General features: G+C 61.3%; 21 protein-coding genes and 2 tRNA genes. 2 read left to right on the top strand and 21 right to left on the bottom strand.

Annotation, left to right across the window (positions count from 1 at the left end; genetic code table 11):
- From rbfA to rlmE, 12 genes are all read right to left on the bottom strand, one after another.
- Positions 1 to 402, bottom strand: a complete 402-nt coding sequence (gene rbfA, locus V0R59_RS03385; protein WP_330073052.1) for a 30S ribosome-binding factor RbfA — start codon at positions 400 to 402, stop codon at positions 1 to 3.
- A 122-nt stretch (positions 403 to 524) separates the two neighbouring features.
- Positions 525 to 3,044 (bottom strand): translation initiation factor IF-2, encoded by a 2,520-nt coding sequence (gene infB / locus V0R59_RS03380; protein WP_330073053.1) that lies wholly within the window; start codon positions 3,042 to 3,044, stop codon positions 525 to 527.
- A gap of 26 nt (positions 3,045 to 3,070) precedes the next feature.
- On the bottom strand, positions 3,071 to 4,552 hold the full coding sequence (gene nusA / locus V0R59_RS03375) for a transcription termination factor NusA (protein WP_330073054.1): 1,482 nt from the start codon (positions 4,550 to 4,552) through the stop codon (positions 3,071 to 3,073).
- 58 nt (positions 4,553 to 4,610) lie between these two features.
- Entirely contained in the window at positions 4,611 to 5,069 is a 459-nt protein-coding gene (rimP, locus tag V0R59_RS03370) for a ribosome maturation factor RimP (RefSeq protein ID WP_330073311.1), read from the bottom strand.
- A gap of 131 nt (positions 5,070 to 5,200) precedes the next feature.
- Positions 5,201 to 5,277: transfer RNA gene (locus tag V0R59_RS03365), tRNA-Met, on the bottom strand.
- A gap of 97 nt (positions 5,278 to 5,374) precedes the next feature.
- Positions 5,375 to 5,460: transfer RNA gene (locus tag V0R59_RS03360), tRNA-Leu, on the bottom strand.
- A gap of 19 nt (positions 5,461 to 5,479) precedes the next feature.
- Positions 5,480 to 5,866, bottom strand: coding sequence for a preprotein translocase subunit SecG (gene secG, locus V0R59_RS03355; RefSeq protein WP_330073055.1), 387 nt, complete (start codon positions 5,864 to 5,866; stop codon positions 5,480 to 5,482).
- Positions 5,867 to 5,869: 3 nt separating this feature from the next.
- Positions 5,870 to 6,625, bottom strand: coding sequence for a triose-phosphate isomerase (tpiA, locus tag V0R59_RS03350; RefSeq protein ID WP_330073056.1), 756 nt, complete (start codon positions 6,623 to 6,625; stop codon positions 5,870 to 5,872).
- Positions 6,626 to 6,691: 66 nt separating this feature from the next.
- A complete protein-coding gene (gene glmM / locus V0R59_RS03345) occupies positions 6,692 to 8,032 on the bottom strand; it encodes a phosphoglucosamine mutase (protein ID WP_330073057.1) in 1,341 nt (446 codons plus the stop codon).
- A 17-nt stretch (positions 8,033 to 8,049) separates the two neighbouring features.
- The gene (gene folP / locus V0R59_RS03340; protein WP_330073058.1) at positions 8,050 to 8,901 is read right to left on the bottom strand and encodes a dihydropteroate synthase; all 852 of its coding nucleotides are present in this window, start codon (positions 8,899 to 8,901) and stop codon (positions 8,050 to 8,052) included.
- Between the two features lie 8 nt (positions 8,902 to 8,909).
- Positions 8,910 to 10,817, bottom strand: coding sequence for an ATP-dependent zinc metalloprotease FtsH (ftsH, locus tag V0R59_RS03335; protein WP_330073059.1), 1,908 nt, complete (start codon positions 10,815 to 10,817; stop codon positions 8,910 to 8,912).
- A 212-nt stretch (positions 10,818 to 11,029) separates the two neighbouring features.
- Complete coding sequence (gene rlmE / locus V0R59_RS03330) at positions 11,030 to 11,656, bottom strand: 23S rRNA (uridine(2552)-2'-O)-methyltransferase RlmE (RefSeq protein ID WP_330073060.1); 627 nt, start codon at positions 11,654 to 11,656, stop codon at positions 11,030 to 11,032.
- Positions 11,657 to 11,759: 103 nt separating this feature from the next.
- On the opposite strand from rlmE, the gene yhbY reads away from it, so the two are divergent.
- The gene (yhbY, locus tag V0R59_RS03325; protein WP_330073061.1) at positions 11,760 to 12,068 is read left to right on the top strand and encodes a ribosome assembly RNA-binding protein YhbY; all 309 of its coding nucleotides are present in this window, start codon (positions 11,760 to 11,762) and stop codon (positions 12,066 to 12,068) included.
- 12 nt (positions 12,069 to 12,080) lie between these two features.
- Here yhbY and V0R59_RS03320 read toward each other — a convergent pair whose 3' ends face one another.
- The 8 genes from V0R59_RS03320 to grpE all read right to left on the bottom strand — a co-directional run bounded on the left by V0R59_RS03320 (position 12,081) and on the right by grpE (position 22,433).
- Complete coding sequence (locus tag V0R59_RS03320; RefSeq protein WP_330073062.1) at positions 12,081 to 12,530, bottom strand: MFS transporter; 450 nt, start codon at positions 12,528 to 12,530, stop codon at positions 12,081 to 12,083.
- Positions 12,508 to 12,990, bottom strand: a complete 483-nt coding sequence (gene greA / locus V0R59_RS03315; protein WP_330073063.1) for a transcription elongation factor GreA — start codon at positions 12,988 to 12,990, stop codon at positions 12,508 to 12,510. The genes V0R59_RS03320 and greA overlap by 23 nt, the downstream gene beginning before the upstream one ends.
- The gene (gene carB, locus V0R59_RS03310; protein WP_330073064.1) at positions 12,987 to 16,208 is read right to left on the bottom strand and encodes a carbamoyl-phosphate synthase large subunit; all 3,222 of its coding nucleotides are present in this window, start codon (positions 16,206 to 16,208) and stop codon (positions 12,987 to 12,989) included. Before carB ends, greA begins: the two co-directional genes overlap by 4 nt.
- A 106-nt stretch (positions 16,209 to 16,314) precedes the next feature.
- Entirely contained in the window at positions 16,315 to 17,451 is a 1,137-nt protein-coding gene (carA, locus tag V0R59_RS03305) for a glutamine-hydrolyzing carbamoyl-phosphate synthase small subunit (protein WP_330073065.1), read from the bottom strand.
- A 260-nt stretch (positions 17,452 to 17,711) separates the two neighbouring features.
- The gene (dapB, locus tag V0R59_RS03300; protein ID WP_330073066.1) at positions 17,712 to 18,515 is read right to left on the bottom strand and encodes a 4-hydroxy-tetrahydrodipicolinate reductase; all 804 of its coding nucleotides are present in this window, start codon (positions 18,513 to 18,515) and stop codon (positions 17,712 to 17,714) included.
- A 12-nt stretch (positions 18,516 to 18,527) separates the two neighbouring features.
- Positions 18,528 to 19,652, bottom strand: coding sequence for a molecular chaperone DnaJ (gene dnaJ / locus V0R59_RS03295; RefSeq protein WP_330073067.1), 1,125 nt, complete (start codon positions 19,650 to 19,652; stop codon positions 18,528 to 18,530).
- A 192-nt stretch (positions 19,653 to 19,844) separates the two neighbouring features.
- On the bottom strand, positions 19,845 to 21,764 hold the full coding sequence (dnaK, locus tag V0R59_RS03290) for a molecular chaperone DnaK (protein WP_330073068.1): 1,920 nt from the start codon (positions 21,762 to 21,764) through the stop codon (positions 19,845 to 19,847).
- 102 nt (positions 21,765 to 21,866) lie between these two features.
- Positions 21,867 to 22,433: a nucleotide exchange factor GrpE gene (gene grpE / locus V0R59_RS03285; protein WP_330073069.1), complete on the bottom strand. Its 567-nt coding sequence runs from the start codon at positions 22,431 to 22,433 to the stop codon at positions 21,867 to 21,869.
- A 228-nt stretch (positions 22,434 to 22,661) separates the two neighbouring features.
- Here grpE and recN point away from each other — a divergent pair, with 228 nt between their 5' ends.
- Positions 22,662 to 24,335 carry a DNA repair protein RecN gene (recN, locus tag V0R59_RS03280; RefSeq protein WP_330073070.1) on the top strand — a complete coding sequence of 558 codons (1,674 nt, stop codon included), beginning with the start codon at positions 22,662 to 22,664 and terminating at the stop codon, positions 24,333 to 24,335.
- Between the two features lie 59 nt (positions 24,336 to 24,394).
- On the opposite strand, the gene fur is transcribed toward recN, so the two are convergent.
- The gene (fur, locus tag V0R59_RS03275) at positions 24,395 to 24,799 is read right to left on the bottom strand and encodes a ferric iron uptake transcriptional regulator (RefSeq protein WP_042125706.1); all 405 of its coding nucleotides are present in this window, start codon (positions 24,797 to 24,799) and stop codon (positions 24,395 to 24,397) included.
- Between the last annotated feature and the right edge of the window lie 18 nt (positions 24,800 to 24,817).

Here is a 24,817-nt window from a genome sequence, read left to right as displayed (position 1 = left end):
TTACTCCTTGTCGCTGTTCGGAGCGTCGGCGCTCTGGTGCAGGCTGTCCTCGGCAACGGCGCGTTCGATCAGCGCCGACAGGTGGGCACCGCGGCTGACGCTCTCGTCATAGTGGAAATGCAGTTGCGGCACGCTGCGCAGCTTCATTTCACGGCCGAGCTGCATGCGCAGGAAACCGGCGGCCGAGTTCAGGACCTTGAGACTTTGCTGGATCTCGTCGCCACCTTCCTGGCCCATGACGGTGATGAACACCTTGGCATGGCCAACGTCGCGGCTGACGTCGACGGCGGTGATGGTCACCAGGCCGACGCGGGGATCTTTGACTTCACGACGGATCAGCTGGGCCAGCTCGCGCTGCATCTGATCGCCGATGCGTTGGGTACGGCTATATTCTTTTGCCATGTCTTGCTACCTGTAACTAAAGCGGCAAACGCCCGGCCAGGCATGAAGCCGGACCGGGCGTTGCGTTCAGAGCATCCAGCGGGGCCTCGCAGCCACCTGCCCGGTGCTTCCAAGCTCGCGCATCAGAGCGTACGAGCCACCTGGACTTTCTCGAAGACCTCGATCTTGTCGCCGATCTTGACGTCGTTGTAGCTCTTCACGCCAATACCGCACTCCATGCCGTTACGGACTTCGGAGGCATCGTCCTTGAAGCGACGCAGCGATTCCAGCTCGCCTTCGAAGATCACCACGTCTTCGCGCAGTACGCGGATCGGGCGGTTACGGTAGACCGTACCTTCCACGACCATGCAACCGGCGATGGCGCCGAACTTCGGCGAACGGAACACGTCACGCACTTCGGCGATACCCAGGATGTTCTCGCGAACATCGCTGCCGAGCATGCCGGTCAGGGCCTTCTTGACGTCTTCGATGATGTCGTAGATCACGTTGTAGTAACGCATATCCAGACCTTCCTGCTCGACGATCTTGCGCGCGCCGGCATCGGCACGGACGTTGAAGCCGAACAGGACCGCATTCGAAGCCAGCGCCAGGTTGGCGTCGCTCTCGGTGATACCACCGACACCGCCGGCGACCACGCGAACCTGTACTTCGTCGTTGCCCAGGCCACCAAGGGAGCCTTGCAGGGCTTCGAGAGAACCACGAACGTCGGCCTTGAGGACGATGTTGAGGGTCTTCTTCTCTTCCTGGCCCATGCTTTCGAAGATGTTTTCCAGCTTGCCGGCGTGGGCGCGAGCCAGTTTGACTTCGCGGAACTTGCCTTGACGGAACAGCGCGACTTCACGTGCCTTCTTCTCGTCAGCGACAACGCTCAGCTCGTCGCCAGCGTCCGGAGTGCCGTCCAGGCCGAGGATCTCGACCGGGATCGACGGGCCGGCTTCCTTAACAGGCTTGCCGTTCTCGTCGAGCATGGCGCGCACGCGGCCGTAGTTCGAACCGCACAGGACCATGTCGCCCTGACGCAGGGTACCGTCCTGAACCAGCACGGTAGCAACCGGGCCACGGCCCTTGTCCAGACGCGACTCGACCACCACACCACGACCTGGAGCGGTCGGCATGGCCTTGAGCTCGAGGATCTCGGCCTGCAGCAGCACGGCTTCGAGCAGCTCGTCGACACCCGTACCCATCTTCGCCGAAACCTTGACGAATGGAGTGTCGCCACCCCAGTCCTCGGAGGTTACGCCGTGAACAGACAGTTCGTTGCGGATACGATCGAGGTCGGCACCCGGCTTGTCGATCTTGTTCACCGCGACCACCAGCGGAACGCCAGCAGCCTGGGCGTGCTGGACGGCTTCGACGGTCTGCGGCATCACGCCGTCGTCCGCCGCGACCACCAGGATCACGATGTCGGTAGCCTTGGCACCACGGGCACGCATGGCGGTAAACGCGGCGTGACCCGGGGTATCGAGGAAGGTGACCATGCCGCGGTCGGTTTCCACGTGGTAGGCACCGATGTGCTGGGTGATGCCACCGGCTTCGCCAGCAGCAACCTTGGCACGACGGATATAGTCGAGCAGCGAGGTCTTGCCGTGGTCGACATGACCCATGACGGTCACTACCGGTGCACGGGAGACGCTCTCGCCTTCGAACTTCAGCGATTCAGCCAGGGAGTCTTCCAGGGCGGTGTCGCTGATCAGGGTGACCTTGTGACCCAGCTCTTCGGCGACCAGTTGAGCGGTCTCCTGGTCGAGCACCTGGTTGATGGTCACTGGAGTGCCCAGCTTGAACATGAACTTGACGACTTCAGCGGCCTTGACCGACATCTGTTGCGCCAGTTCGGAAACCGTGATGGTCTCGCCGATGGTCACGTCGCGGATAACCGGACCGGTCGGGTTCTGGAAACCATGGGCATTGCGCTTCTTCGGCTTGCCCTTGCCACCACGACCGCCACGACGGAAGCCATCGCTTTCTTCGTCGGTGGTGCGTGGCGCGGCACGTGGAGTCGGAGCCTTTTCCTTCTCCTTGACCTTGACCGAAACGCGCGGTGCTTCGTTGCGACGTTCGCCACCGCGACGGTCGTCGTCACGGCTGCGATCGTTGCGACGGGCGTCGTCTTTCTTGCGTTCGGCGGCAGGAGCCGGAGCGGCTGCGGGCTCGACGGCAGCCGGGGCTGGCGCCGGAGCAGCGGCCGGGGCAACTGGCGCCGAGACAGCAGCAGCCTTCTCGGCAGCAGCCTGGCGACGCGCTTCTTCGTCGGCACGCTGACGTGCTTCGGCTTCGCTCTTCTCGCGTACAGCGTTTTCGGCGGCGCGGCGCTCTTCCAGCTCGCGCTTCTGCTCAGCCTGGATCTCTTCAGGGCTGCGCTGAACGAAAACTTTCTTCTTGCGTACTTCTACGCTGATGCTCTTGCTGCCGGCAACACGCAGGGTGCTGGTGGTCTTGCGCTGCAAGGTGATCTTGCGCGGTTCTTCCACTTTCGCCTTGTGGCTGCTCTTCAAATGGGTCAGCAGAGCCTGCTTTTCACTATCGCTCACCAGCTGACCGGCGTCGGTGTGCGGCAGACCTGCCTCACGCATCTGCTGCAGCAGGCGCTCTACCGGTGCAGCGACCTCTTGGGCCAGTTCTTTCACCGTGACTTGCGTCATGCACTTCTCTCCTCAGGCCAGCCTGCTTACTCGAACCAATGGGCTCGGGCGGCCATGATCAACTTGCCGGCACGTTCTTCGTCGATGCCGTCGATGTCGAGCAGATCGTCAATCGACTGCTCGGCCAGGTCTTCGCGGTTAACCACGCCGCGCACCGCCAGTTCCGCTGCCAGGTCCTTGTCCATGCCCTCAAGGGAGAGCAGGTCTTCGGCCGGGTGGGCGTCTGCCAGTTTTTCCTCGGTAGCGATGGCTTTGGTCAACAGGCGGTCCTTGGCACGAGCGCGGAGCTCGTTGACGATCTCCTCGTCGAAGCCATCGATGTTGAGCATTTCTTCCAGCGGTACGTAGGCAATTTCTTCGAGGCTGGTAAAGCCCTCGTCAACCAGCACCTGAGCCAGTTCTTCGTCGACTTCCAGCTCTTCGATGAAGTTGCGCAGGATGTCGCCGGTTTCGGCTTGCTGCTTGGCCTGGATGTCCGATTCGGTCATCACGTTCAAGGTCCAGCCGGTCAGCTGGCTCGCCAGGCGCACGTTCTGGCCACCACGGCCAATGGCCTGGGCCAGGTTGTCGGCGGCCACGGCGATGTCCATCGCGTGGGCGTCTTCGTCAACGATGATCGCTGCCACTTCGGCAGGCGACATGGCGTTGATGACGAACTGTGCCGGGTTATCGTCCCACAGCACGATGTCGACGCGCTCGCCGCCCAGTTCGCCGGACACCGCTTGGACACGCGAGCCGCGCATGCCGATGCAGGCGCCTTGCGGGTCGATGCGCTTGTCCTTGGAGCGGACGGCGATCTTGGCGCGCGAACCCGGATCACGGGACGCGGCCATCACTTCGATGAGGCCTTCGGCGATTTCCGGCACTTCGATGCGGAACAGCTCGATCAGCATCTGTGGCGCGGTGCGCGACAGGATCAGTTGCGGACCGCGGTTCTCGGTGCGGATTTCCTTGAGCAGCGCGCGAACACGCACACCAACGCGGAAGGTCTCGCGGGAGATGATGTCTTCGCGGGCCAGCAGTGCCTCGGCGTTGTTGCCCAGGTCGACGATGACGTTGTCGCGGGTGACCTTCTTGACGGTGCCGGAAATGATCTCGCCCAGGCGCTCGCGATAAGCATCGACCACCTGCGCGCGCTCGGCTTCGCGCACTTTCTGCACGATGACCTGCTTGGCGGTCTGGGCAGCGATACGGCCGAACTCGATGGACTCGATCTTCTCTTCGATGATCTCGCCAGCGACCGCGCCCGGCTTCTTGGCCTGGGCCTGGTCTACTGCCAGCTCGATCGCCGGGTCGTCCAGGTCTTCGTCTTCGACCACGGTCCAGCGACGGAAGGTCTCGTAGCTACCGGTGTGGCGGTTGATTTCCACACGCAGGTCAACTTCGTCTTCAAAACGTTTCTTGGTTGCAGTGGCCAGGGCCACTTCCAGCGCTTCGAAAATCACGCCAGCCGGTACGCCCTTTTCATTGGATACCGACTCAACAACCAGCAGTACTTCTTTGCTCATCGTACGCCTCGCCTTTCGCAAGCCATTGGAACCGCGTCAACCGCAGCTCCGGCATGTCTCAGTCAAAACTGGGAATAATGTTGGCCTTGTCGATCGAGTCGATCGGCAACAGGAACTCGTGATTGTCCACCTGGACCACGACGTCCTGCTCCTCTACACCGCGGAGCAGGCCTTGAAAGTTACGACGACCTTCGAAGGGCGTACGCAGCTTGATCTTCACTTGTTCACCGGCATGCGAAGCGAACTGTTCAATCGTGAACAGTGGGCGATCCATGCCAGGAGAGGAGACTTCAAGGGCGTATTCGGTGCTGATGGGATCTTCAACGTCCAGAATGCCGCTGACCTGGCGACTGACGATTTCGCAATCGTCCACCAGGATGCCGTCCTCTTTGTCGATATAGATACGCAGTACCGAATGCTTGCCCTGAGAGATGAACTCGATCCCCCAGCATTGATAGCCAAGCGCTTCGACCACCGGGGCCAGCAAGGCCTGCAACTGTTCTAGCTTGCTCGACACCTGAACCCCCTCGTGCATGCTGTGCAAATAAAAAATGGGCAAAGCGCCCATCCATGAAATGCGCCGTTGAACATCGGCGCTGAGAACTGTTTAGCTAACAAAAAGCCCCTGAAAAGGGGCTCCGCTAAAACTGGTTGCGGGGGCTGGATTTGAACCAACGACCTTCGGGTTATGAGCCCGACGAGCTACCAGACTGCTCCACCCCGCGACAAAGCTGGGGCGAAAGTATACGACCGAACCCTCAGGAGGGTCAATCAACCTCCACCTGCAAGAAAGCCCGCTATTGCGGGCTCTCATGCTTCAAATGGTACCGAGAAGGGGACTCGAACCCCTACACCCTATGGGCACAACCACCTCAAGGTTGCGTGTCTACCAATTCCACCACCTCGGCAAAACTTCTTTGAAACCCGTTACTTCTGCTCTGGAACCTGAGGAACATCAGCGTTGTTGCCAGCTGCGTTCTTTTGCTCCTGGAGCACCGGTACATCATCTGTTGCCGGTTTGGTTTGTTGCACTTCCATTACTGCTGGATCTGGCAAACCTGCTTGAGTCAGCTGGTGAGCTTTCTCCTTAGCAAAGTATCCTAACCCAAGAGCAGTTAAGAAGAAAGAGGCAGCTAGTATAGCAGTAAACTTACTCAGAAAGGTAGCAGAACCTTGGCTTCCGAACACAGTATTTGAAGCACCTGCGCCGAAAGATGCACCCGCTTCCGCACCTTTACCCTGTTGCAGCAGAACCAGCACTACCAAACCCAGTGCGCCCAACAGATGAAGAACGACAATAACTGTTTCCAGCATTTTTCAGTTTCCTGCGGCGCGACAAATTGCACCGAATTCGTCTGCGTTCAGGGAGGCCCCACCAATCAGCCCCCCATCGATATCCGGCATGCCGAACAGCTCGGCCGCATTGGCCGCCTTCACGCTGCCGCCGTATAGAAGCCGCGTGTTTAGCGCAACTTCTGGATCCTTCGCCGCCAACTGTGCGCGAATGGCTTTATGCACATCCTGTGCCTGTTGCGGTGTGGCCGTAAGGCCGGTGCCGATGGCCCATACAGGCTCATAGGCGATAATCGCATCTGCAAAAGCAGTTATACCCAGCTGGTCGATGATGCTACCCAACTGACGCCCAACAACTTCGAGCGTTTTATTCGCTTCGCGCTCTTCGAGGGTCTCCCCCACACAGAACACCGGCTTCAAGCCACAGGACTGTGCAGCCGCGAACTTCTTGATCAGGGTCGAGTCTTGCTCACCCAGGATCTGACGTCGCTCCGAGTGCCCGATCAGTACCAGCTCACAACCGGCATCGACCAGCTGACTCGCTGCCACTTCTCCGGTCAGAGCCCCTTGCTGAGGCTCCACCGCAGAGTTCTGTGCACCTACCGCAATCGACTTGCCTTCAAGGCCTTCGATCACCTGGCTGATGAACAGACTGGGTGGGAACACCGCGACATCAACACCGCTCGGCAGAACCTGATGACTCAGGCCCTTGATCAGCTCAGCGACGCTGGCGCGGGTACCGTGCATTTTCCAGTTACCAGCTACCATAGGGCGACGCATGCTGTACCTCGTCGGTCAAAGTGGGCGCAGATGTTACCCAACCAATTCGCCACTGGCAAGCGTAAATCAGACGCAAATTTCACTTACCAGTTTTGCCAGGGTTTCGGCATGGCCGCGAACCTGACTTTCGTCGTCGCCTTCGACCATGACACGCACCAGAGGCTCTGTTCCGGACTTGCGCAGCAAGACCCGGCCGCGACCGGCCATTTCCTCGGTGATTCGTTCGCACTCGGCCTTGACCGACGGATGCTCCAACGGGTCGACCTTGCTTGCGCCGAAACGCACGTTGATCAATACCTGGGGGCACTTGCGCACGGCCTGGCGAGCCTGGGCGAGCGTCTCACCACGACGCTTGAGGGCCATCAGCACCTGCAGCGCGGCGATGATCGCGTCGCCAGTGGTGGTGTGATTGCAGCAGACGACGTGACCGGAGTTCTCGCCACCGATGATCCAGTCGCGCTCCAGCAGTTCGGCCATCACGTAGCGGTCGCCGACCTTGGCGCGCACGAACGGGATGTCCAGGTCCTTCAGCGCCAGCTCCAGCCCGAGATTGCTCATCAGGGTGCCAACAACGCCACCTTGCAACTTGCCTCGCTCATGGAGGTCGCGAGCGATGATGAACAGCAACTCATCACCGTCGACGATAGCGCCGGTGTGGTCGACCATCAGCACGCGATCACCGTCGCCATCGAAGGCGATACCCAGGTCGGCATGCCCGACAAGAACCGCAGCCTGCAACGACTCGATATGGGTGGAACCACAGTTTTCGTTGATGTTCAGGCCATCCGGCTGCGCCGAAAGCACCGTCACATCGGCACCCAGCTCGCGGAACACGCTCGGAGCCACCTTGTAGGTCGCGCCATGAGCACAGTCGATCGCCAGCTTGAGGCCCGCAAAACTGGTGCTACCCGGCACGCTGCTCTTGCAGAACTCGATGTAGCGGCCCGCTGCGTCATTGATCCGCGACACCTTGCCCAGCGCACTGGACTCGACCACGGTCATCGGCTGATCGAGCAGTTCCTCGATCATCAGCTCGATGTCATCGGGCAGCTTGGTACCCTCTCCGGAGAAGAACTTGATTCCATTGTCGTGATGCGGATTGTGCGATGCACTGATCACGATGCCCGCTTCAGCGTGGAAGGTGCGTGTCAGGTAGGCGATGGCCGGTGTCGGCATCGGCCCCAACAGCATCACGTCAGCACCCGCAGCGGCAAGCCCGGCCTCAAGCGCCGACTCGAACATGTACCCCGAAATGCGGGTGTCCTTCCCCACCAGTACACGGCAGCGGCCCTGCTTGCGAAAGGCCATGCCGGCAGCCCAGCCGAGCCTGAGCATGAAATCAGGCGTGATCGGGAATTCGCCGACACGGCCACGAATGCCGTCGGTACCAAAATATTTTCTGCTCATAAATGCTCCGTCACTCTTTATTCGGCGGCTTGTACCGCGGCGATCATCCGTACGATATCGACCGTCTCGGCGACGTCGTGAACACGAAGAATGCTCGCCCCCTTGGTCATCGCCAGGGCAGCCAGCGCCAGACTGCCGTACAACCGCTCGTTTACCGGCCGATCGAGGGTCAGGCCGATCATGCTCTTGCGCGAGACACCCACCAGCAGTGGCCGCCCCAGGCGCCGCAAGTTGTCCATATGCTTGAACAGGCTGAGATTATGCTCCAGGGTCTTGGCAAAGCCGAAACCTGGATCAAGAATGATGCGTTCAGCGTCGATTCCGACCGCCGCACAGGCAGCCATACGCTCCTCGAGATAGCTCCCGACCTCGCGAGTGACATCCTCGTAGTGCGGGTCATCCTGCATGTTCCCAGGCTCGCCGCGCATGTGCATCAGGCACACCGGCAAGCCAGTGGCCGCCGCCGCATCCAGCGCACCATCGCGCGACAGCGAACGTACGTCGTTGATCAGCCCTGCCCCCAGGCGCGCCGACTCGCGAATCACCGCAGGCGTCGAGGTATCAACCGAGATGACCACGTCCAGTTCGCGATTCAGCGCCTCGACAATGGGCGCCACGCGCTCAAGCTCTTCCAGCGCGGTGACGACCCTGGCACCGGGCCGGGTGGATTCGCCCCCGACGTCGATCAGCGTGGCACCAGCAGCAGCCATCTGCTCGGCATGGCGCAAGGCCGAATCACGCTGGGTGAATCGACCGCCATCAGAGAAGGAATCCGGGGTGATATTGAGGATACCCATGACATGGGTACGTGAAAGGTCAAGAACCCGGTTGCCGCAAGGCAACCGGGTCGGGTATTGCTGTGAGGTCATGTCAGCCCTTAGTGTTGCGCAGCCGGACCACCGATCGGGGACTCGGGACGGTCACCCTGGGAAGCAGTGGTGCCCGAAGTACCGGAATCGTTGTCCCAGTCACGCGGCTCACGCGGAGTACGACCTGCCATGATGTCGTCGATCTGCTCGGCGTCAATGGTCTCGTACTTCATCAGCGCATCGGCCATGGCGTCGAGCTTGTCACGGTTGTCAGTGAGGATCTGCTTGGCGGTGGCATAGCACTGGTCGATGATGCTGCGCACCTCGGAGTCGATCAGCTTCGCGGTTTCACCGGAGACGTTGGTGTGCTGCCCGCCCGAGCCGCGGCCCAGGAATACTTCACCCTCTTCCTCGGCGTACATCAGCGGGCCGAGCTTCTCCGAAAGGCCCCACTTGGTCACCATGTTCCGCGCGATCTGGCTGGCACGCATGATGTCATTGGAAGCACCAGTGGTCACGCCATCGAAGCCCAGGGTCATTTCCTCGGCAATACGGCCGCCGTACAGCGAACAGATCTGACTGATCAGCGCGCGCTTGGAGAGGCTGTAGCGATCTTCTTCCGGGAGGAACATGGTCACGCCCAGCGCACGACCACGCGGGATGATCGAGACCTTGTACACCGGGTCGTGCTCCGGAACGATGCGACCGACGATGGCGTGGCCCGCCTCGTGGTACGCAGTGTTCTGTTTCTCTTTCTCCGACATGACCATGGTCTTGCGCTCGGCGCCCATCATGATCTTGTCCTTGGCCAGCTCGAATTCCTTCATCTCGACCACGCGCTTGCCGCCACGTGCCGCGAAGAGGGACGCCTCGTTGACCAGGTTGGCCAGGTCGGCACCGGAGAAGCCTGGGGTACCACGGGCGATGACGGCCGGATTGACGTTTTCGCCAACCGGTACCTTGCGCATGTGTACCTTGAGGATCTGTTCACGCCCGCGGATATCCGGCAGACCAACCACCACCTGGCGGTCGAAGCGACCAGGACGCAGCAGCGCAGGGTCGAGCACGTCGGGACGGTTGGTGGCGGCGATGACGATGATGCCGTCGTTCATTTCGAAGCCGTCCATCTCCACCAGCAACTGGTTGAGGGTCTGCTCGCGCTCGTCGTGACCGCCACCCATGCCGGCGCCACGGTGGCGACCCACGGCGTCGATCTCGTCGATGAAGATGATGCAAGGTGCGTGTTTCTTGGCCTGCTCGAACATGTCACGGACACGGCTGGCACCGACACCAACGAACATTTCCACGAAGTCGGAGCCGGAAATGGTGAAGAACGGAACCTTGGCTTCGCCTGCGATGGCCTTGGCCAGCAGGGTCTTGCCAGTACCGGGCGGGCCAACCATCAGCACGCCGCGAGGGATACGACCACCCAGGCGCTGGAACTTGCCCGGGTCACGCAAGAACTCGACCAGCTCGCCAACTTCTTCCTTGGCTTCGTCACAGCCGGCCACGTCGGCCAACGTGGTCTTGACCTGGTCTTCCGACAGAAGGCGCGCCTTGCTCTTGCCGAAGCTCATCGGGCCGCCCTTGCCGCCGGCACCGCCCTGCATCTGGCGCATGAAGAACATGAACACCGCGATGATCACCAGGATCGGGAAGCTGGCGACCAGCAACTGGGTCCAGATGCTCTGTTGCTCAGGCTGCTTGCCTTCGATGACGACATGGTTGTCGACCAGGTCGCCGATCAGGCCGTTGTCCTGAATCGCCGGACGAATGGTCTTGAAGGTGTCGCCGTCGTTGCGCTTACCGGTAATGACGTAGCCATCGACCGCGACTCGCTCGACCTTGCCATCCTTGACTTGCTGGATGAAGTCGGAATAGTTGAGGGTCTGCGGCTCATTCGGGCTGGAGAAGTTGTTCATCACCGTCACCAGGACGGCCGCGATGATCAACCACAGGATCAAATTCTTTGCCATATCGTTCAATTCGCTACCCTCTGAAGCAGGTTTAGGCGCAACCGTGCCTCGCATGATAATCAGCGGCTTAACTTACTACATTACCTACAACGGCTGCTGGCACCGTCTGTAACCCTTTGTGAATCTAGACTACACGATGTTCAGCCGATTCAGGCAGGGCCGCCGATTGGAAAATACTATCGGAGGCCTCGCAAGCTGCCGCGCTGACGCCTTTACTCGCCGCGGTATCCCCTGGCCAAAAGGTACTGCTCCCGGGAGCGGTCGCGGGACGACGAGGGCTTGCGCATCTGCACCTTGTCGAATTTCTGGCGAACATCCTTCAGGTACGTGTCGAACCCTTCGCCCTGGAAGATCTTGATCAGAAAATCACCACCCGGGCGCAACACCCGGCTAGCCAGATCAAGGGCCAGTTCGCAGAGAAACATCGCCCGGGGCATGTCCACGGCAGGCGTACCACTCATGTTGGGGGCCATATCGGAAATCACAAGGTCTACCTGCGAATTACCTACCGCTTCGAGAATCTGCGCGAGCACGTCGTCCCGGGTGAAATCGCCCTGGATGAAGGTCACGTCAGGGATGCTGTCCATTTCCAGAATGTCGGAGGCGATCAGACGGCCCTGGCCGCCAATCAGACGACTGGTTACCTGCGACCAGCCTCCCGGCGCCGCGCCGAGGTCGATCACACTCATACCCGGGCGGATCAGACGGTCCTTTTCCTGGATCTCCAGCAGTTTGTAGCTCGCGCGCGAGCGATAGCCATCCTTCTGCGCCTGTTTGACGAAAGGATCGTTGAAATGCTCTCTCAGCCAGTTATGGCTGCTCTTGGAACGCTGCGCCACTGGGCACCTCGATGATTAAGCGTCGTGATTAACTGGGCGGAGCCACGGGCCCTCGGGTAAAATGGCCGCCATTTTTACAGAGTCCAGACGAAAGGGTCAGATTATGCCGCTCAATAACGAGCAGAAGAAACAGTACAAATCCATTGGTCACGACCTGAAACCGGTCCTGATCGTGGCTGGCAATGGCTTGACCGAAGGTGTCCTCGGCGAACTGGAACGCGCACTGGTAGATCATGAACTGATCAAGGTGCAGGTCAAGCTCGAAGACCGCGAGGAGCGTCGCGCTGTAATGGACGAACTGAGCAAGATCGGCCGCGCCGAGCAAGTACAGATCATTGGCAAGATGGTCCTGCTGTATCGCCGCAATCCGCAGCCGAACAAGCAGTTGTCCAACATCCACCGCTACAAGTAAGGGTGGCTCCGGTCAGCGGCGCGGCCTGCGCGCCCTGGCCGGGACGGGCTGGGCCACCAGCACGATGCCGCTGAGCCCCAGCACGACGAAACAGAACACCTGCCAGCGCTCCCCGACGGAAACACCGTAGCGCAGGGTGTAGTAACTGAAGCAGGCGGCAAAGCCGACCAGCAGCAGCTGCCCGCTGAACATCCGCCACCAGGCGGACACCCCGCGCAACCGCGCCAACACCCCCAACTGGGTCATCAGGCCCAACGCCGCCACGCCGATCAACCAGCGGTCGATCTGCACGGAGATGTCCTGCACCAGCAACGGTGCCAGACCGCTGACCTTCAGTGCCGGCACCAGGCCGACATGAAACACCCACAGGCCGCCAACCCAGAAAACCTGGGCCAGCTGCCAGAGGATGGCTTCGAGGGTATGCGCGCGAAGGCCGGCGTCAGATGTGCTTGACTTCGACAATCTCGTACTCGACCGTGCCGCTCGGGGTCTTCACGACAACCACGTCACCTTCTTCCTTGCCAATGATGGCACGGGCGATCGGTGCGCTCGCCGAGAGCTTGCCCTTCTTGATGTCAGCCTCGTCCTCGCCAACGATCTGGTAGGTCACCTGATCGCCGGTCTCGGTGTTTTCCAGCTCGACGGTGGTGCCGAAGATCACCTTGCCCGTGTGGGCGATGGTGGTGACATCGATCACCACCGAGTTCTGCAGACGACCTTCGATATCGCGGATCCGCGCCTCGACCATGCCCTGCTCTTCACGAGCGGCATGGTATTCGGCGTTTTCCTTGAGATCGCCCAGTTCGCGAGCCTCACCGATCGCCTGGCTCAGGCGCGGGCGCTCGGTCTTGCTGAGGAAGGTCAGTTCGTCTTCCAGGGCGCGAGCGCCCTGGACGGTCATCGGGTACTTGGTAATGCTCATGCTTTGAGTCCTGCATGCAGATCCTGCAAGCGGCGAACGGTCTTTTCCGGACCGAACTTCAGCGCTTCGCAGATAGCTTCACCGGCCGCAATGGTGGTGGTGCAGTAGATCTTGTGCTGCAACGCATTGCGGCGAATCGAGTAGGAATCGGCGATCGACTGACGACCTTCGGTGGTGTTGATGATCAGCGACACTTCGTCGTTCTTGATCATGTCGACCACGTGCGGACGACCTTCGGTCACCTTGTTCACGCGACGCACTTTCAGGCCAGCCGCTTCGATGATCTTCGCGGTGCCGGCGGTTGCGACCACTTCGAAGCCCAGGGCGATCAGGTCGCGGGCAACGCCAGCCACTTGTGGCTTGTCGTCGTCGCGCACGCTGATGAACGCGGTGCCGCCCGTTGGCAGGCGCTCACTGGCGCCCATCTGGGCCTTGGCGAAGGCTTCACCGAAGCTGTCGCCGACACCCATGACTTCACCGGTGGATTTCATCTCAGGGCCGAGGATCGGGTCAACCCCCGGGAACTTGGCGAACGGGAACACCGCTTCCTTGACGCTGTAGAAGTTAGGAATGATTTCCTTGGTGAAGCCCAGCTCCTTGAGCGTCTTGCCGGCCATGACACGGGCCGCGATCATCGCCAGCGAAGTGCCGATGCACTTGGAGACGAACGGCACGGTACGGGAGGCGCGCGGGTTGACCTCGATCACGTAGATCTTGTCGCCCTGCAGGGCCAGCTGCACGTTCATCAAGCCGACGACGCCCAGCTCCAGGGCCATCTTCTTGACCTGCTCGCGGACTTCGTCCTGCACGTGGGCAGGCAGCGAGTACGGTGGCAGCGAGCACGCGGAGTCACCGGAGTGAACGCCGGCCTGCTCGATGTGCTGCATGATTGCGCCGATCACCACGTCGGTGCCGTCGCAGACCGCATCCACGTCCATCTCGATGGCGCAGTTGAGGAAATGGTCGAGCAGCACCGGGCTGTCGTTGGAAACCTGTACCGCTTCGCGCAGGTAGCGTTTCAGCTCGTCCAGTTCGTAGACGATTTCCATGGCACGGCCGCCCAGTACGTAGGACGGACGAACCACCAGCGGGTAACCGATATCGCCAGCAGCACGAATCGCTTCGTCCTCGCTGCGCACGGTGGCGTTTGGCGGCTGCAGCAGGCTCAGGCGCTGGACCATCTGCTGGAAGCGCTCGCGGTCTTCGGCACGGTCGATGGCATCAGGGCTGGTACCGATGATCGGTACACCGGCTTCTTCCAGGGCGCGAGCCAGTTTCAGCGGGGTCTGGCCGCCGTAGTGAACGATGACGCCCTTCGGCTTCTCGACACGCACCACTTCCAGCACGTCTTCCAGGGTCAGCGGCTCGAAGTACAGACGGTCGGAGGTGTCGTAGTCGGTGGAGACGGTTTCCGGGTTGCAGTTGACCATGATGGTCTCGTAACCGTCGTCACGCAGGGCCAGTGCCGCGTGCACGCAGCAGTAGTCGAACTCGATGCCCTGGCCGATACGGTTCGGACCGCCGCCCAGGATCATGATCTTCTCGCGATCCGACGGGTTGGCCTCGCACTCTTCCTCGTAGGTCGAGTACAGGTAGGCGGTGTCGGTGGCGAACTCGGCGGCGCAGGTGTCGACGCGCTTGTACACCGGGAACACTTCCAGCTTGTGGCGGTGACGGCGCAGGTTCTTGTCGGTGATGCCGAGCAGCTTGGCCAGACGCTGATCGGAGAAGCCCTTGCGCTTCAGGCTCAGCATCAGTTGCTTGTCGATGGCGGCCAGGCCCAGGGTCTTGACCTTCTCTTCTTCCTTGATCAGGTCTTCGATCTGGATCAGGAACCAGTGGTCGATGCTGGTCAGGGCGAAGATTTCGTCACGGGTCATGCCGGCACGGAAGGCGTCGGCCACGTACCAGATACGCTCGGCGCCCGGTACGGTCAGCTCGCGCTTGAGGATGCTCGGGGTTTCCGGGTTGGCCAGGTCGACTTTGGGGTCGAGGCCGCAAACACCGACTTCCAGGCCGCGCAGGGCTTTCTGCAGGGACTCCTGGAAGGTCCGGCCGATGGCCATGACTTCACCCACGGACTTCATCTGGGTGGTCAGGCGGGCGTCGGCTTTCGGGAATTTCTCGAAGGCGAAGCGCGGCAGCTTGGTGACGACGTAGTCGATCGACGGTTCGAAGGACGCCGGGGTACGACCGCCGGTGATGTCGTTCTGCAGTTCGTCGAGGGTGTAGCCGACGGCCAGCTTGGCGGCGATCTTGGCGATCGGGAAGCCGGTGGCCTTCGAAGCCAGGGCAGAGGAACGGGATACCCGCGGGTTCATCTCGATCACGACCATGCGACCGGTGTCCGGGCAGATGCCGAACTGGACGTTGGAACCGCCGGTCTCGACCCCGATCTCGCGCAGCACCGCCAGGGAGGCGTTGCGCATGATCTGGTATTCCTTGTCGGTCAGGGTCTGTGCCGGTGCGACGGTGATCGAGTCACCGGTGTGCACGCCCATCGGGTCGAAGTTCTCGATGGAGCAGACGATGATGCAGTTGTCCTTTTTGTCGCGGACCACTTCCATCTCGTACTCTTTCCAGCCGATCAGCGATTCGTCGATCAGCAGTTCCTTGGTCGGCGACAGGTCCAGACCACGGGCGCAGATCTCTTCGAACTCTTCACGGTTGTAGGCGATGCCGCCGCCGGTGCCGCCCATGGTGAAGGACGGACGGATGATGCACGGGAAGCCCAGCTTCTCGAGGACCGCGTTGGCCTCTTCCATGCTGTGGGCGATACCGGAACGCGGGCATTCCAGGCCGATGGCCTTCATTGCCTTGTCGAAGCGCGAGCGGTCTTCAGCCTTGTCGATGGTGTCGGCGTTGGCGCCGATCATTTCCACGCCGAACTTCTCCAGAACGCCTTCGCGCTCCAGGTCCAGGGCGCAGTTCAGTGCGGTCTGGCCGCCCATGGTCGGCAGCAGTGCGTCCGGACGCTCTTTCTCGATGATCTTGGCTACCGACTGCCACTTGATCGGCTCGATGTAGGTGGCGTCGGCCATGGCCGGGTCGGTCATGATGGTGGCCGGGTTGGAGTTCACCAGGATGACGCGGAAACCTTCCTCACGCAGGGCCTTGCAGGCCTGGGCGCCGGAGTAGTCGAATTCGCAGGCCTGGCCGATCACGATCGGGCCGGCGCCGAGAATCAGGATGCTTTTAATGTCTGTACGTTTTGGCATGGTTGTCACTCAAATCCGCAGGTCAGTCGGCAAGCCGTCTTGAACAATCTTGGTCAGGCGCGCCTGAACCGGGTGGTACCGGCTCAGGGCCTTCTCGCAGGGATGCTTAGCGGCGCTTGGCCATGGCATCGATGAAGCGATCGAACAGTGGCGCGACATCGGTCGGGCCAGGGCTGGCTTCAGGGTGGCCCTGGAAGCTGAACGCGCTCTTGTCGGTGCGCTCGATGCCCTGCAGGGTACCGTCGAACAGCGACTTGTGTATGGCGCGGACGTTGCTCGGCAAGGTCGCTTCGTCGACGGCGAAACCGTGGTTCTGGCTGGTGATCACCACCACGCCGGTATCCAGGTCCTGGACCGGGTGGTTGGCACCGTGGTGGCCGTGGCCCATCTTCACGGTCTTGGCGCCGGAGGCCAGGGCCAGCAGTTGGTGACCGAGGCAGATGCCGAAGACCGGGATCTCGGTTTCGAGGATGTCCTTGATCGCCTGGATCGCGTAGTCGCAAGGCTCCGGGTCGCCAGGGCCGTTGGACAGGAACACGCCGTCAGGATTGAGGGCGAGGACTTCGCTGGCCGGGGTCTGCGCCGGCACCACGGTCAGGCGGCAGCCACGGGCGACCAGCATGCGCAGGATGTTCAGCTTGACGCCGTAGTCGTAGGCGACGACGTGGTACGGCAGGTCGGCGGCTTCGATGGTCGGATGGCTGTCGGTCTTCAGTTCCCAGACGCTGGAGCGCCATTCGTAGGAAGTCTTGGTGCTGACCACCTTAGCCAGGTCCATGCCCTTCAGGCCCGGGAAACCGCGGGCGGCGGCGATGGCGGCTTCTTCGCTGATGTCGTCACCGGCAAGGATGCAGCCGTTCTGCGCGCCCTTTTCACGCAGGATGCGGGTCAGGCGACGGGTATCGATACCGGCGATCGCCACGACATTGTTGGCTTTCAGGTAGTCGCTCAGGGACAGGGTGTTACGCCAGTTGCTGGCAATCAGCGGCAGGTCGCGGATGACCAGGCCGGCCGACCAGACGCGGTCGGATTCGGCATCTTCCGGAGTGGTACCGGTGTTGCCGATGTGTGGGTAAGTCAGGGTAACGATCTGTTGCGAGTACGAAGGGTCAGTCAGGATTTCCTGATAGCCGGTCATTGCGGTGTTGAACACCACCTCACCAACGGTCTGACCGTCGGCTCCAATGGCTTCACCGCGAAAAATGCTGCCATCGGCAAGGGCGAGTATGGCTGGCTTAGTCAAGAAGACCTCCCGTAAATCAAGCCTGAAGGGGCGATCGCAGGTTGCAAAAAAGCGGAATGACGTATAGACACGTCACCCCGCTTTCTTCGTCGAATTATCTGCGCGCTTTTAGTGGACACACTAAAGCTGTAGCTTACAGAAAAACGCTTTTTTGGTCTACCACTGATGTGTCTGAAAGGCGCAGGAATGCGACAGGGCGCATCTTGAGGCGGGATTGCAGAAAGGAGCAGGTCTCGCGACCGGCCCCTTCTGCTTGTGGATCAATGCAGTTCGAGCACGTCCTGCATATCGTACAGGCCAGCGTCGCGACCATCCAGCCACATTGCCGCGCGCACCGCGCCCTTGGCAAAGGTCATGCGGCTCGACGCCTTGTGGGTGATCTCGACCCGCTCGCCCTCGGCGGCGAACAGCACGGTATGGTCGCCGACCACGTCACCGGCACGCACGGTGGCGAAACCAATGGTCTGGCGATCACGGGCGCCAGTCTGGCCCTCGCGACCGTAGACGGCCACTTCGCGCAGATCACGCCCCAGCGCCGAGGCAACCACCTCGCCCATGCGCAGGGCAGTACCGGACGGCGCATCGACCTTGTGCCGGTGGTGGGCCTCGATGATCTCGATGTCCACATCGTCAGCCAGCACGCGGGCGGCGGTATCCAGCAGCTTCAGACAGAGGTTGACGCCAACACTGAAGTTGGCAGCGAAGACGATCGGGATTTCCTTGCCCGCCTCCACCAGCAACTGCTTCTCCTCGGGAGAGAAGCCGGTAGTGCCAATGACCATGGCCTTGCCCGCCTTGCGGCAGAACGCCAGGTTCTTCAGGGTCACCGACGGATGGGTGAAGTCGATCAGCACGTCGAACTCTTCCGCCACTTTCGCCAGATCGTCCGAAATCGGTACGCCGATCCGGCCCAGTGCGGCCAGCTCACCAGCGTCAGCACCTACCAGGGTGCTGTCGGGACGATCCACCGCCGCCGTCAGGCCTGCACCCGGTGCTTGCTGGATCGCCTCGACCAGCGTCTTGCCCATGCGCCCTGCCGCGCCCATTACCGCAATACGTCGCATGTCCCGTTCCTTTTACAGATCGCCGAAGAAGCGTTTCACACCCTCGAACCAACCACTGGCCTTGGGCGAATGGGAACTGTCGCCTTCCAGGGAAGCACGCAGTTCTTCGAGCAGCTCGCGCTGGCGACGACTCAGGTTGACCGGAGTCTCCACCGCAACGCGGCACATCAGGTCGCCAGCACCGCCGCCACGCACCGGAGCAACGCCCTTGCCGCGCAGACGGAACTGCTTGCCGGTCTGGGTGCCTTCCGGAATCTTCAGCTTGACCCGGCCATCGAGGGTCGGCACTTCCAGCTCGCCACCCAGGGCAGCGTCGGTGTAGCTGATCGGTACTTCGCAGTACAGGTGCTTGCCGTCGCGCTGGAAGATCGGGTGCTCGCGCACGTTGATCACCACGTACAGGTCGCCGGTCGGACCTCCCTGGGTGCCAGCCTCGCCCTCGCCGGAAAGGCGGATGCGGTCGCCGGTATCGACGCCAGCCGGCACCTTCACCGACAGCGTCTTGTACTCTTCGATGCGGCCTTCGCCGTGGCAGGAGTCGCATGGGTCGGTGATGATCTTGCCTTGCCCCTGGCAACGCGGGCAGGTCTGCTGCACCGAGAAGAAACCTTGCTGCATGCGAACCTGGCCGATGCCGCCGCAGGTCGGGCAGGTCGCCGGCGAGGAGCCTTTCTTCGCACCCGAGCCATCACACGGCTTGCAGTTGACCAGCGTCGGCACACGGATGTTGACCGTGGTGCCGCGCACTGCTTCTTCCAGGTTCAGCTCCAGGGTGTAGCGCAGATCGCTGCCACGCTGGGCACCGCCGCGGGAACCGCCACGACCGCCACCGAAGAAATCGCTGAACACATCACCGAAGATATCGGAGAAGTTGGCGCCGCCGAACCCGGCACCGCCGCCACCCATGCTCGGGTCGACGCCGGCATGGCCGTACTGGTCGTACGCCGTGCGCTTGCTGGTATCGGAGAGCACTTCGTAAGCCTCGTTGGCTTCCTTGAACAGCTCTTCCGACTCTTTGTTGTCGGGGTTACGGTCCGGGTGATGCTTCATCGCCAGACGACGATAGGCCTTCTTCAGGTCGGCCTCGCTCGCGCCTCGCTCGACTCCCAGAACCTCGTAGTAGTCACGCTTCGCCATGGTTCTTTGCACTCTTGAGGACGTTCGGCAAACCTCTGCGCATCCGCGCTGTGCCGTCAGCACCGGCAACAGGACCAGTGCTGGAAAAAATTCGGGTATTCCAGACACGCCAACGCGGGAGCAAGCCCCCGCGCGGCGACATCCTACCAGTCAACGTCAAACATCAGTCAACCGGCCGACAACGAGCAACAATTACTTGTTGTCTTTGACTTCTTCGAACTCGGCATCGACGACGTCGTCGTGCTTGGCATCGTCAGCCTGCTGCGCCTGGGCGCCCGCTTCCGGCTTCTCGGCCTGCTCGGCGTACATCTTCTGGGCAACCGGAGCGGAGACCTTGGACAGCTCTTCGATCTTCGCTTCGATGGCAGCCTTGTCGTCGCCCTTGACCGCGGCTTCCAGTGCGGTAACGGCGGCTTCGATGGCGGTCTTCTCGTCAGCGGTCACCTTGTCACCCGCGTCGGCGACCATCTTGCGAGTCGAGTGGACCAGCGCGTCACCCTGGTTGCGGGCAGCGGCCAGCTCTTCGAACTTGCGGTCTTCCTCGGCGTTGACTTCCGCGTCGCGGACCATCTGCTGGATTTCTTCCTCGGACAGACCGGAGTTGGCCTTGATCACGATGGACTGCTGCTTGCCAGTGGCCTTGTCCTTCGCGCCGACGTGCAGGATGCCGTTGGCGTCGATGTCGAAGGTAACCTCGATCTGTGGAACACCACGTGGCGCTGGTGGAATCTCGGCCAGGTCGAACTTGCCCAGGGACTTGTTCTGCGCGGCTTGCTTGCGCTCGCCCTGCAGCACGTGAATGGTCACGGCGCTCTGGTTGTCGTCGGCGGTCGAGAACACTTGCGACTTCTTGGTCGGGATGGTGGTGTTCTTCTCGATCAGCGCGGTCATCACACCACCCATCGTTTCGATACCCAGGGTCAGCGGGCTGACGTCGAGCAGCAGCACGTCCTTCACGTCACCGGCCAGAACGGCGCCCTGGATGGCAGCACCCATGGCCACGGCTTCGTCCGGGTTGACGTCCTTGCGCGCTTCCTTGCCGAAGAAGTCGGCAACGGTTTTCTGTACCAGCGGCATACGGGTCTGGCCACCGACCAGGATCACGTCGTCGATCTTGCTGACGTCGATACCGGCGTCCTTCATGGCGATACGGCAAGGCTCGATGGTGCGCTGAACCAGGTCTTCTACCAGCGACTCCAGCTTGGCGCGGGAGATCTTCACGTTCAGGTGCTTCGGACCGGTTGCATCAGCAGTGATGTACGGCAGGTTGACGTCGGTCTGCTGACTGGAGGACAGCTCGATCTTGGCTTTTTCAGCGGCTTCTTTCAGACGCTGCATGGCCAGGGGATCGCCCTTCAGGTTCATGCCGGTTTCTTTCTTGAATTCGTCGACGAGGTAGTCGATCAGGCGAATGTCGAAGTCCTCGCCACCGAGGAAGGTGTCACCGTTGGTGGCCAGTACTTCGAACTGGTGCTCGCCATCGACTTCGGCGATCTCGATCACGGAGACGTCGAAAGTACCACCACCCAGGTCATAGACGATCACGGTGTGGTCGCCCTTGGCCTTGTCCATGCCGTAGGCCAGTGCAGCGGCGGTCGGCTCGTTGATGATGCGCTTGACGTCCAGACCGGCGATACGACCGGCGTCCTTGGTCGCCTGGCGCTGGCTGTCGTTGAAGTACGCAGGTACGGTGATGACCGCTTCGGTCACCGCTTCGCCGAGGTAGTCTTCGGCAGTTTTCTTCATTTTCTTCAGGACTTCGGCGCTGATTTGCGGCGGAGCCATTTTCTGGCCGTTGACTTCGACCCAGGCGTCGCTGTTGTCAGCCTTGACGATCTTGTACGGAACCATCTGGATGTCTTTCTGCACGACATCTTCTTCGAAGCGACGGCCGATCAGACGTTTTACCGCGTACAGGGTGTTGTGCGGGTTGGTGACGGCCTGGCGCTTGGCCGACTGGCCAACCAGGATCTCGCCGTCGTTGGCGTAGGCGATGATCGATGGCGTGGTGCGAGCGCCTTCGGCGTTCTCGATCACCTTGACGTTGCCGTTTTCCAGAATGGAGACGCAGGAGTTGGTGGTCCCCAGGTCGATACCGATGATTTTGCCCATGTTAACTCTCCCGAAACTTTGGATTTGGTTGCCGCAGCGGTGGTTGCCAACTGCGGTAGCACTTAAACGCTTGACACCTAGATGGGGGTCAGCCGGCTAATTTCAAGCCTTCTCGTCGATCGAAGGCGAAACAGGAGCTGGCGACTTGCTGACCACGACCATGGCCGGGCGCAGCAGGCGCCCGTTGAGCTGGTAGCCCTTCTGGAACACCTTGAGCACGCTGTTCGGCTCGACCTCGGCGCTTTCCTGCATGGCCATCGCCTGGTGCAGTTCGGCGTTGAACGGTTCGCCGTGCGGATCGATGGCTTCGAGATTGAAGCGCTTGAGGGTGTCCTGGAACATTTTCAGTGTCAGTTCGATGCCTTCGCGCATCGGGCGAATGCTTTCATCGTCCGCGCTGGACAGCTCCAGGCCGCGCTCCAGGCTGTCGATGACCGGGAGAAGATCGCCAGCGAACTTCTCCAGGGCGAATTTGTGCGCCTTTTCCACGTCCTGTTCGGCGCGACGGCGCACGTTCTGCAGGTCGGCTGCGGTACGCAGGGCCTGGTCCTGGGCGGCGGCCACCTGCTCTTCGAGCAGTTGCACGCGTGCTACCAGTTCCTCAGTGCCGGCTTCGGCGGTTTTCTCGACGTTCGGATTCTGTTCGTCCAGCTTCTGCTCATCAGCCATGAATTATCTCCTCTCAATGTCGTCAGCGAGCTCGACTCGCGCATCTGCCGGCCTATATGGGGGCGCAAACAGAGGCTTCAAGGGCGATTGAACATCAATGTGCGCCAGACATAACTGTCCGCGATCAAAAACCGATCTCGCCGAGCGAATCGGACTAAGGGCGGGCATTGTCAGAAAAAAGCAAAACACTGTATAAATAACCAGACCTTTTTTCTGGGAGCCGCCCGCATGCTGGTGCACCTGTCCATCCACAACTACGCCATCGTCGAGCACCTCGATCTCGAACTCGCCCGCGGCATGAGCGTGATCACCGGAGAAACCGGGGCCGGCAAGTCGATCATGCTCGACGCTCTCGGCCTGACCCTTGGCGATCGTGCCGATAGCGGCGTGGTGCGCCCCGGCGCGGACAAGGCGGACATCCTCGCCACCTTCGACCTCGGCGATATTCCCGAGGCCCGTACCTGGCTGGCCGAACGCGACCTGGACAGTGACGGCCCGTGCATCCTGCGCCGGGTGATTACCGCCGAAGGTCGCAGCCGCGGCTATATCAACGGCACGCCCTGCCCGCTTGGCGACCTCAAGGCAGTCGGCGAACTGCTGATCGACATCCACAGCCAGCACGAGCACCAGTCGCTACTGAAGACCGACACCCACCGCCGCCTGCTCGACGAATACGCCGGCGCCACCGACCTCGCGCGTCAAGTACAACTGGCCGCGCAACGCTGGCGGCAGATTCGGACCGAGCTGGACCGGCTGTACAACTCCGGCGACGAACAACGCGCACGCCACCAGCTACTCAGCTATCAGCTGGAAGAACTGGACAACCTCGGTCTGGGCGAGAACGAGCTTGAGCAACTGGAACAGGAACACAAGAACCTGACCAATGCCGAGGCACTGTTCGGCATCTGCCGTCAGGTGATCGACCATTGCAGCGAGAGCGATTCGGGCAACGTACTCAGTGCCCTGACCGCCAGCCTAAACCGCCTGACCGCGGTCCAGAACGCACCACGCGCCCTGGGCGAAGCAGTAAATCTGATCGCCAGCGCGCAGATCCAGGTCGAGGAAGCCGTGGGCGAACTCAACCGCTTCCTCGACAACTTCGATGCCGACCCGATGCGCCTGCAGCAACTGGAAGAACGCCTCGACACCCTGTACACCCTGGCTCGCAAGCACCGTGTCCACCCCAGCGAACTGACTCCACTGCAACAGCGCCTAGGCGAGGAGCTGGAAAGCCTGAACGCCAACGACGAATCCATCGAACGCCTGGAAGAAGAACTCAAGGCCTACGCCCGTCATTATCAGGAGAAGGCCAGCGAGCTCAGTGCCCTGCGCCAGACCGCGGCGACCCAACTGGCCGCTGCAGTGGAGCAGGAAATCCAGCGCCTGGGCATGCCGGGCGGGCGCTTCTGCATCGAACTGCGCCCCGTCAGCGACAAGGAGCTGCATCCCAATGGTCTGGAGCACGTGGAACTGCTGGTCAGCGCCAACCCGGGCCAGCCGCTGAAAGGGCTGGCGAAAGTAGCCTCGGGCGGCGAGCTGTCACGGATCAGCCTGGCGATCCAGGTGATCACCGCGCAGACCTCGCGCATCCCGACCCTGGTCTTCGACGAGGTGGACGTAGGCATCGGCGGCCCCACTGCGGAAATCGTTGGCCAGTTGCTGCGCCGCCTCGGCGAACGCGGGCAGGTCCTGACCGTTACTCACCTGCCACAAGTTGCGGCGCAGGGTCACCACCACCTGTTCGTGCACAAGGTGCGCAACAGCGATGCGACCCACACGGCAGTCGCCAGCCTGGGCAAGCGCGAGCGGGTCGAAGAAGTGGCGCGGATGCTCGGCGGCATCGACCTGACCAAGGAATCCCTGGCCCATGCGAAAAAGATGGTGGTGACGAGCAAGGGTTGATTACCCGGAAACAAAGAAGGCGACCCGAGGGTCGCCTTCTTTGTTTCTACCGCAAGTTGTTACTTCTTCTTGCGGACGTACAGCACCAGATTGTGATCGACCAGCTCGTAACCGTGCTGGGCGACGATTTCCTTCTGGCGCTTCTCGATTTCGGGATCGAAGAACTCGATCACCTCACCGGAATCCACGTTGACCATATGGTCGTGGTGGCCGCCGTCGGCCAGCTCGAAGACCGCATGACCGCCGTCGAAGTTATGACGCACGACCAGGCCAGCCGCCTCGAACTGGGTCAGGACACGGTAGACCGTGGCCAGGCCGACATCTTCTCCAGCTTCCATCAATGCCTTGTAGACATCTTCAGCGCTCATGTGGCGCTGCTCGGTGGAGTCGAGCATCTGTAGGATCTTGACTCGAGGCAGGGTTACCTTGAGACCGGCTTTGCGCAGTTCGCTATTTTCAACCATGGTCAGCTTTCTCGCCGA

It is taken from the genome of Pseudomonas ulcerans, from assembly GCF_036324125.1.
GTDB lineage: Bacteria > Pseudomonadota > Gammaproteobacteria > Pseudomonadales > Pseudomonadaceae > Aquipseudomonas > Aquipseudomonas ulcerans.
The sequence above is the reverse complement of the archived record's forward strand: the minus strand, read 5'-3'. Positions and strand labels throughout refer to the sequence as shown.